Genomic DNA, 435 nt, shown 5'->3' with positions numbered 1-435 from the left:
CGCGGATGGGGCACGGCAGGCCGGAGAAGGGATGAAGGAAGAGGAAGGCTGCGCGGTCAGTGCGCGTAGCCGTTGACGGGGGTCAGCCGCTCGACCACCTTCGTTGCGACCGACAGCGGCAGCCGGGTCGCCCGCTGGATGTCAGCGGGGGTCACCGGAGCAGCGGAATCCGCCACAAGTTGCCGGATCTGGGCCTGCATCGCGGCCGGGATGCCCAGCCCATCCAGCTCCACAGCGGCCGGGACCGGAGTCGAGGTCTCTGCCGGGCCGGCCGGGGTGACCGGTAGCGGAGTCATGGACACGGCGGGGACGACCGGGACCGGGGCTTCCGCCGAGGAAGCCGGCGGTTCGACCGTAGGCGCCGGGACCGGCGAGGCGGGGTGCGGCGTGGTGGTCTCCGGTGTGGGGAGGACGACCGCCCGCCGCGCCTGCGTA

Annotated in this window: 1 pseudogene; it reads right to left on the bottom strand. The window is 73.3% G+C overall.

Annotation, left to right across the window (positions count from 1 at the left end):
- Positions 1-56: 56 nt before the first annotated feature.
- A pseudogene (locus EF879_RS28450) lies at positions 57-435 on the bottom strand (hypothetical protein); the annotation flags it as partial.

This window comes from Micromonospora sp. HM5-17, from assembly GCF_003762835.1.
Taxonomy (GTDB): Bacteria; Actinomycetota; Actinomycetes; order Mycobacteriales; family Micromonosporaceae; genus Plantactinospora.
The sequence above is the reverse complement of the archived record's forward strand: the minus strand, read 5'-3'. Positions and strand labels throughout refer to the sequence as shown.